Origin of the sequence: Streptomyces sp. NPDC049577, from assembly GCF_040675635.1 — a bacterium.
Classification (GTDB): domain Bacteria; phylum Actinomycetota; class Actinomycetes; order Streptomycetales; family Streptomycetaceae; genus Streptomyces.
This window is the reverse complement of sequence record NZ_JBFAPH010000326.1, coordinates 1-7,149: the sequence shown is the minus strand read 5'-3', so window position 1 is coordinate 7,149 and position 7,149 is coordinate 1. Positions and strand designations below refer to the sequence as shown.

At 72.6% G+C, this 7,149-nt stretch carries 5 protein-coding genes; 3 read left to right on the top strand and 2 right to left on the bottom strand.

The annotated features are described in order from the left end of the window. A partial coding sequence (locus tag AB0K09_RS27160; RefSeq protein WP_366068036.1) for an acyl-CoA dehydrogenase family protein occupies positions 1-446 on the top strand: 446 nt, incomplete at its 5' end. A gap of 223 nt (positions 447-669) precedes the next feature. Then, entirely contained in the window at positions 670-2,262 is a 1,593-nt protein-coding gene (locus AB0K09_RS27155) for a GMC oxidoreductase (RefSeq protein ID WP_366068039.1), read from the top strand. A gap of 35 nt (positions 2,263-2,297) precedes the next feature. On the opposite strand, the gene AB0K09_RS27150 is transcribed toward AB0K09_RS27155, so the two are convergent. Next, positions 2,298-4,454, bottom strand: coding sequence for a PIG-L family deacetylase (locus AB0K09_RS27150; RefSeq protein WP_366068035.1), 2,157 nt, complete (start codon positions 4,452-4,454; stop codon positions 2,298-2,300). Between the two features lie 269 nt (positions 4,455-4,723). After that, entirely contained in the window at positions 4,724-5,281 is a 558-nt protein-coding gene (locus tag AB0K09_RS27145; protein WP_366068038.1) for a GNAT family N-acetyltransferase, read from the bottom strand. Between the two features lie 212 nt (positions 5,282-5,493). On the opposite strand from AB0K09_RS27145, the gene AB0K09_RS27140 reads away from it, so the two are divergent. Next, complete coding sequence (locus tag AB0K09_RS27140) at positions 5,494-6,777, top strand: MFS transporter (RefSeq protein ID WP_366068037.1); 1,284 nt, start codon at positions 5,494-5,496, stop codon at positions 6,775-6,777. Positions 6,778-7,149: the final 372 nt, after the last annotated feature.

Genomic DNA, 7,149 nt, shown 5'->3' with positions numbered 1-7,149 from the left:
CCACCTTCGAGGCCTCGCGCCCGGCCGTCGGCGCCCAGGCCGTCGGCATCGCCCGCGCCGCCTACGAGACGGCCCTCGACTACGCCTGCACCCGGGTGCAGTTCGGCCGGCCGATCATCGACAACCAGGGCATCGCCTTCCAGCTCGCCGACATGCGCACCCGCATCGACGCCGCCCGGCTGCTCGTCTGGCGCGCCTCCTGGATGGCCGCCACGGGCAAGCCGTTCACCTCGGCCGAGGGCTCGATGTCCAAGCTCTTCGCGGGCGAGACGGCCAAGGAGGTCACGGCCCGGGCGATGCAGATCCTCGGCGGCAACGGCTACACCCGGGACTACCCGGTGGAGCGCATGCACCGGGACGCCGCGATCTACACCATCTTCGAGGGGACGAGCGAGATCCAGCGACTGGTCATCGCCCGGACGCTGTCGGGGGCGGCCATCCGATAGCCGCCGAGCTCGTCGACACCGGCGCGACCACCGGAGAACGCCGCTCCCGAGCCCCTCGAGTCCGCCCTGGACTCCGGCTTTGGCTTGATCACGCCACGGGTGTCGACTTCGCCGACCCGCTGTGCTGTGGTGCGGGGACGTACGTCCTCCCACCCCCCTGGAAAGGTCAGGTAGACACAGCGTGTTAGCCAATCAGCACCTCTCGCGCCGCAGGCTCCTCGGCATGGCGGCCCTCGGCGCCGCTGCCGCCACCGGGGCGACCACGATCGCCGCCGCCCCCCGGGCGGCGGCCGCCGGTCCCGTGCCGGACGGCTCGTTCGTCCCCGCCGTGGTGATCGGTACGGGCTACGGCGCCGCCGTCGCGGCGCTGCGGCTGGGCGAGGCCGGCGTGTCGACGCTGATGCTGGAGATGGGGCAGCTGTGGGACCGGCCCGGCCCCGACGGCAACGTCTTCTGCGGGATGCTCAACCCCGACAGACGCTCCAGCTGGTTCAAGAGCCGCACCGAGGCGCCGCTGGGCTCCTTCCTCTGGCTCGACGTCGTCAACCGCGACATCGAGCCCTACGCGGGCGTGCTCGACCGGGTCGCCTTCGACCAGATGGCCGTGTACGTCGGGCGTGGCGTCGGCGGCGGCTCGCTGGTCAACGGCGGCATGGCGGTCCAGCCGAAGCGGGCGTACTTCGAGGAGGTGCTGCCGCGGGTCGACGCGGGGGAGATGTACGCCACGTACTTCCCGCGCGCCAACGCCATGCTCGGCGTCAACCACATCCCGGCGGACTGGTTCGAGGAGACCGAGTGGTACCGGTTCGCCCGGGTCTCCCGCGAGGCGGCCCGGAGGGCGGGCCTGGCCACCACCTTCGTGCCCAACGTCTACGACTTCGGCCACATGCGGCGCGAGGCCGACGGGACGGCGCCGAAGTCCGCGCTCGCCACCGAGGTCATCTACGGCAACAACCACGGCAAGCGCAGCCTCGACCAGACCTATCTGGCCGCGGCCCTGGGCACCGGCAGGGTCACCATCGAGTCGCTCCACGAGGTGAAGGCGATCCACCGCGCGCCCGACGGGACGTACACGCTCACCGTCGCGCAGCACGACGCGAGCGGCCGGCGGCTCGCGGGCAAGGAGATCTCCTGCCGGTACCTCTTCCTCGGCGCCGGCAGCCTCGGCTCGACCGAACTGCTGCTGCGTGCCCGGGAGACCGGCGCCCTGCCCGACCTGAGCCCCGAGATCGGCGCGGGGTGGGGCCCGAACGGCAACATCATGACCGCCCGGGCCAACCACCTGTGGGACACCACCGGCGCCCACCAGTCCTCGATCCCGGCCATGGGCATCGACGACTGGGACAACCCGGACGCGCCGGTCTTCGCCGAGATCGCCCCGCTGCCGGCCGGCATCGAGACCTGGGCCAGCCTCTATCTCGCCATCACCAGGAATCCCGAGCGCGGCACCTTCCACTACGACCGGGCCACCGACCGGATGGGCCTGCGCTGGACCCGGGACCAGAACGGACCGGCGGTCGACGCGGCCAGATCGCTGTTCGACCGCGTCAACCGGGCGAACGCGACGGTGTACCGGTACGACCTCTTCGGCGCCGGACTGCGGAACTTCGCCGACGACTTCTGCTACCACCCGCTGGGCGGCTGCGTCCTGGGCCGGGCCACCGACGACTACGGCCGGGTCACCGGATACCGGAACCTGTACGTCGCCGACGGTTCGCTGATCCCGGGCTCCATCGGGGTCAACCCCTTCGTCACCATCACGGCACTGGCCGAGCGGAACGTCGAGCGCGTCATCGCGCAGGACGTCACCGCCTGACCGGACCCCGGACCCCCGCGGCGGGCAGGTCTTCCCTAGGAGGCCTGCGTGTCGCGCTGGGGCTTCCCGTCGTGCGAGACCCAGCCGGCGAACGCCGACGAGCCCCGGCCCTTGGCCCGGCTGCTGCTGAGGTTGCCGTCCATGCCCAGCACGACCGCGACCGTACGCCCCTTGGCGTCCTGTGCGAGGGCGGCCGTACCGCGGTGCGGCACGCCCTCCTCCTCCCAGTCGCCCGGGCGGCCGGAGCCGGCCGTCAGGCGGACGCGGCCCTTGTCGTCGCGTGCGGCGATCACGGTGGTGTTGCCGGCCTGGTCGAGGGCCACCCGGCCGTAGCCGCCGATGGCCGGGCAGTGCGTCGTCACGCGCCAACCGCCGTTGTCCGCGGGGCGGTCGGCCAGCAGCACCCGGGCGGTGTCGGGCTGGCGCAGGGCCAGGCGCATGCCGCCGCTCGGCAGGGCGGCCAGGGTCAGCTCGCAGGTGGCGGCGGGCAGCCGCGTCGGCTCGGCCGGCTGCGGCGCCGTGGCCGGGCCGTCGGACACCCAGTGGTGCACCGTCTTGACGTCGGCACCGACGACGTGCACGCGGCCCTTGCCGTCGAGCGCGGCGTCCAGGCCGTCGAGGATGCTCACCGGCTTGCCCGGGACCGGGGCGAGCCGCTCCCAGTCGGTCCAGTCCTGCCCGTCGGCGCCCCTGCGGGTGGCTATCCGGCCCTCCCAGTCGCGGACGAAGACGTGGACGGTGCCGTCCTTGCCGGCCACGGCGACCGGGTAACCGACCTCCATGGACCGCTGCGCGTCCTTCTCCGGCGACTCCAGCGACTCCCACGGACCGAACGACGGCGTCGCGCCGGTGGCCGTGGGGCCGTTCTGGAGGGCGGTGACTATCTCCCGGCGGTGCTGCTGGCCGTCCGGCGTCGGCAGCACGGTGCGCACGGTGAAGAGCTGGATCCTGCCGTCGGCGTGGCGCAGGGCCTGTATCTGCCCCTCCAGCATCGAGCCGCCCGTCGCCACGGGCGGGGACCACACGCCGCTGCCGGCCGTGGTCTCGGTCCAGCAGTACGCCTTGCCGTCGAGCAGGGCGAAGGCCGCGAGCCGCCCGTCGGGGAGCGGCTGGACCCAGCGCTGGGTACCGGTCGCCCGGGTACGGCAGTTGTTGGACCAGTGGGTGTCCTTGGAGCGGTTGCCGACCTTGCGGTCGCCGCAGCCGGCGGGGTCGCCGCAGTCCTTGCCGTCGACCCAGCCGTAGGTGTCCAGGATCTTGATCTTGTGCCGGACGGCGGAGGTCTCCAGGTTGCTGGGGAGCATGGAGACCTCGTAACCGATGTAGCTCTCCACGGCCGTGGGGCGCGCGTGCTTGCGGCCCCAGTACGCGGCCAGGGCGGCCTGCGTGAAGTAGGCCGAGGTCGTGTGGTCCTGATGGTCGTAGCTGGATATGACCCGCAGCTCCGGCGGTACGTCGTCGCCGTACTGCGGCTGGTCGGCCCGGTGCGTCGGGTTCGGGTCCAGGGTGCGCACGACCGTGGGCTGGTAGCGCTCCAGGACCGCGACGAGCGAGTCGATGACCTGCTGCCGGGAGTACTGGAAGGTCTGGCGCACGGGGCTGTGGTCCGGCACCAGGGTGGTCAGCTTCGGGGTGGCGCCCAGCCACAGGCCGCGCAGGCTGTCCTTGCGCGGGGCCTTGATGAAGCGGGCCTCCACCAGCTCCATGAAGATCAGCTGAATCTGGGGCGCGGCCTTGAGCGTGTGCAGCTCGACCTGGAAGCCGGGCAGCAGCGTCAGCGGCTCGACGGTCCACGGGCTGAGCCAGTCGCCGGTGGCCATCCGGGCGGTCGCCTCGCGGAGGCCGTTGATGCGCGCGCGCACGAACTGGGGGCGCTTCTCCGGCAGTTTCTTGTACCCGGGCGCATTGGAGAGGGCGTTCCGCCCGTCGGACTCGCCGCCGGTCATGCAGACGGTGACGGTGGGCGCGCCGCTGCGTATGGAGTGCTCCAGCTCCGGGTTCATGAAGTAGAGGGAGTCGTCCGCGTGCGCCATGACATGGACGATCACCTCGTCCGTCACGGCCTTCGCGGGCCGGGCCGGGAACTCGGCGGAGTGCTTGCCCTTGTCCTTCGAGTGCTCGGGGGCGAGCCACTGCCAGGCTCCCAGCGCGCCCGTTCCGAGGACCAGGCCTCCACCCGCCACCTGCAGCACGCGTCGACGAGGTATGTGCCCGGGCACAGGCAAGTCTCCAATCTCCTGCGCGGGGTGAGCGCGGTGGTAGCGGAACAGCGGTCGAACTACAGCAAAGTGCTCAAAACGGAACCAATCGCCCCCAGAGCAAGAGTTCGATCTTATGATTACCGCCCCGCCGTTTCCCTGCTGTTGTGTAACAGCCACGTGACAGGGACCCATAGATTGGGAGGCGATCAAGAAACACGGCGCTCGGTGTGACAGCGCGAGCACACCGTGTGACGCGATCCTCAGGCCGGCGGACGGTCGTGGAGGATCCGCTGGAAGAGGACGTGGTCCCGCCAGGCTCCGTCGATGTGCAGATAGTTCCGGGCGATGCCGATCCGCTCGAAGCCGCACTTGGCCAGTACCCGTTGCGACGCCGCGTTGGCCAGGACGGTGCCCGCCTCGATCCGGTGCAGCCCGAGCCGCTCGCCGGCCAGGGAGCACGCCGCCTCGACCGCCGCCGAGCCGAGCCCCCGGCCCGCCCGGTCCGCCGCGATCCAGTACCCGAGATTGGCGCTGCGGAAGACGCCCGCCACGATGTTGTTGAGGTTCACCAGGCCGACGATCTCGCCCCGCTCCTCGTCGGCCACGACCCACGGCATGACCCGCCCGGCCCGCTGCAGCTCCAGCAGCTCCGTCAGCCGCGCGGCCTGGCCGTCGGCCGTGAAGAACGCCTCGTTCCGCCGCGGTTCCCAGGGGCGCAGATAGTCACGGTTGCGGCGGTAGGCGTCGGCCATCGCGGCCGCGTCCTCGGCGGCCGCCGGGCGCAGTACGACGCCGGGGGCGACGGTGCGGGGATCAATGATCACCCCCCTACGGTAGGACCGCCCGGCCCTGTGCAACTGACCGGCCTGGAAAAACGTTTGCACCGGAACACTCGCAGCCTAAGGTGATCCATCATGATCGCCGCACACCACCCCGCCGCCCCGCCCCGGCCGGCCCACCGCGCCGAGCCGGAGACGGGAACGTGACCCACACGGCCACCTCCGGGGAGAAGACGACAGGCGACGGCGGCATACCCGGCCCGGCACCCGTCCCGCACGGGCGGCGCAGCCTGCGGCCGCTGGCCGGGGTGCTGGGCGCCACCGCCGTCTCCGTGACGGGCACCCGGGTCTCGGCCATCGCCCTGCCCTGGTTCGTCCTCGTCACCACCGGCAGCGCCACCCAGACCGGACTCGTGGCCTTCTGCGAGATGACGCCCTACGTCCTGGTCAAGGCCCTCACCGGCCCGCTCGTGGACCGGCTCGGCCCCCGGACCGTCTCCTGGACCACGGACGCCCTCAGCGCGACCGCCGCCGGCCTGCTGCCCCTGCTGCACTCCCTCGGCCTGCTGCCCTTCTGGCTGCTGCTCGTCCTCGTCGCGGTCGTCGGCGCCGCACGCGGCCCCGGCGACCTCGCCAAGGAGGTCATGATCCCGGAGGCGGCCGAGAGCGCCCGCGTACCGCTGGAGAGGGCCACCGGGCTCTCCGGCGTCGTCGAACGGCTCGCCTCCACACTCGGCCCCGCCCTCGGCGGTTCCCTCGTCGCCCTGACCAGTCCCCTGACGGGCGTCGTCGTCAACGCGGCGAGCTTCGCCTTCGGCTCGCTCGTCATCGCGCTCGTCCTGCCGCGCGGCATGGGACGGTCCGTCCCCGACGACCGGGCGCCGGAGGACGAGCCGGCGCCCGGCTACTGGAAGTCCCTGGGCGAGGGCTTCACCTTCCTGCGCGGCGAACCGCTCCTGCTCACCATCATCGTCATGGTCGGCATCACCAACATGCTGGAGGCCGGCTTCTCCACCGTGCTCATCCCCGTGTGGGCCAGGGAGTCCGGCGCGGGACCCGCGGCCATCGGCCTGATCAGCAGCGCCTCGGGCGTCGCCGCCGTCTGCGGCAGCCTCATCGCCGCCGCCGTCGCCCACCGGCTGCGCCGCCGACTCGTCTTCTTCACCGGCTTCCTGCTCGCCGGGGCGCCCAAGTTCATCGCCCTGGCCTCCGGGGCGCCCATGGCGGTGGTGGTGGCGGTATTCGCGGTGGGCGGCTTCGGCGGCGGGTTCCTCAACCCCATCCTCGGGGCCGTCAGTTTCGAACGCGTACCGCGGCGGCTGCTCGGCCGCGTCCGTGCCCTGGGCGACTCACTCGCCTGGGCCGGTATCCCCCTGGGCGGCCTCCTGGCCGGCGCCGCCGTGGCGTCGGCGGGCCTGGTGCCGGTGCTGCTCGTCGCAGGGGGAACGTACTTCCTCACCACCAATCTGGCCGGACTGCGCCCCGAATGGCGCGAGATGGACCGCCCGACCGCACCGCTTGCCGCGGAGGACTAGCGGTCTGTCCGGCGGACGCGACCGGGCCTGCGGCCACCGTCTCCGCCGGGCGGCCCGAGCCCTGGGCAGTGGTTTTCCGCCGCGGCGGCGATGCGCGGTCGCCGCGAGGGGGCTCGTGCCTTGTGGTCGCTCGCCGTCGCGGCGGTAGGAGAAGCGGGCGGGTCTTCGCCCGGTCTGCGGCGTGGTTGGGGCGTTCCGGGCGGGCCGAGCCCTGGGCAGTGGTTTTCCGCCGCGGCGGCGATGCGCGGTCGCCGCGAGGGGGCTCGTGCCTTGTGGTCGCTCGTCGTCGCGGCGGTGGGAGAAGCGGGCGGGTCTTCGCCCGGTCTGCGGCGTGGTTGGGGCGTTCCGGGCGGGCCGAGCCCTGGGCAGTGG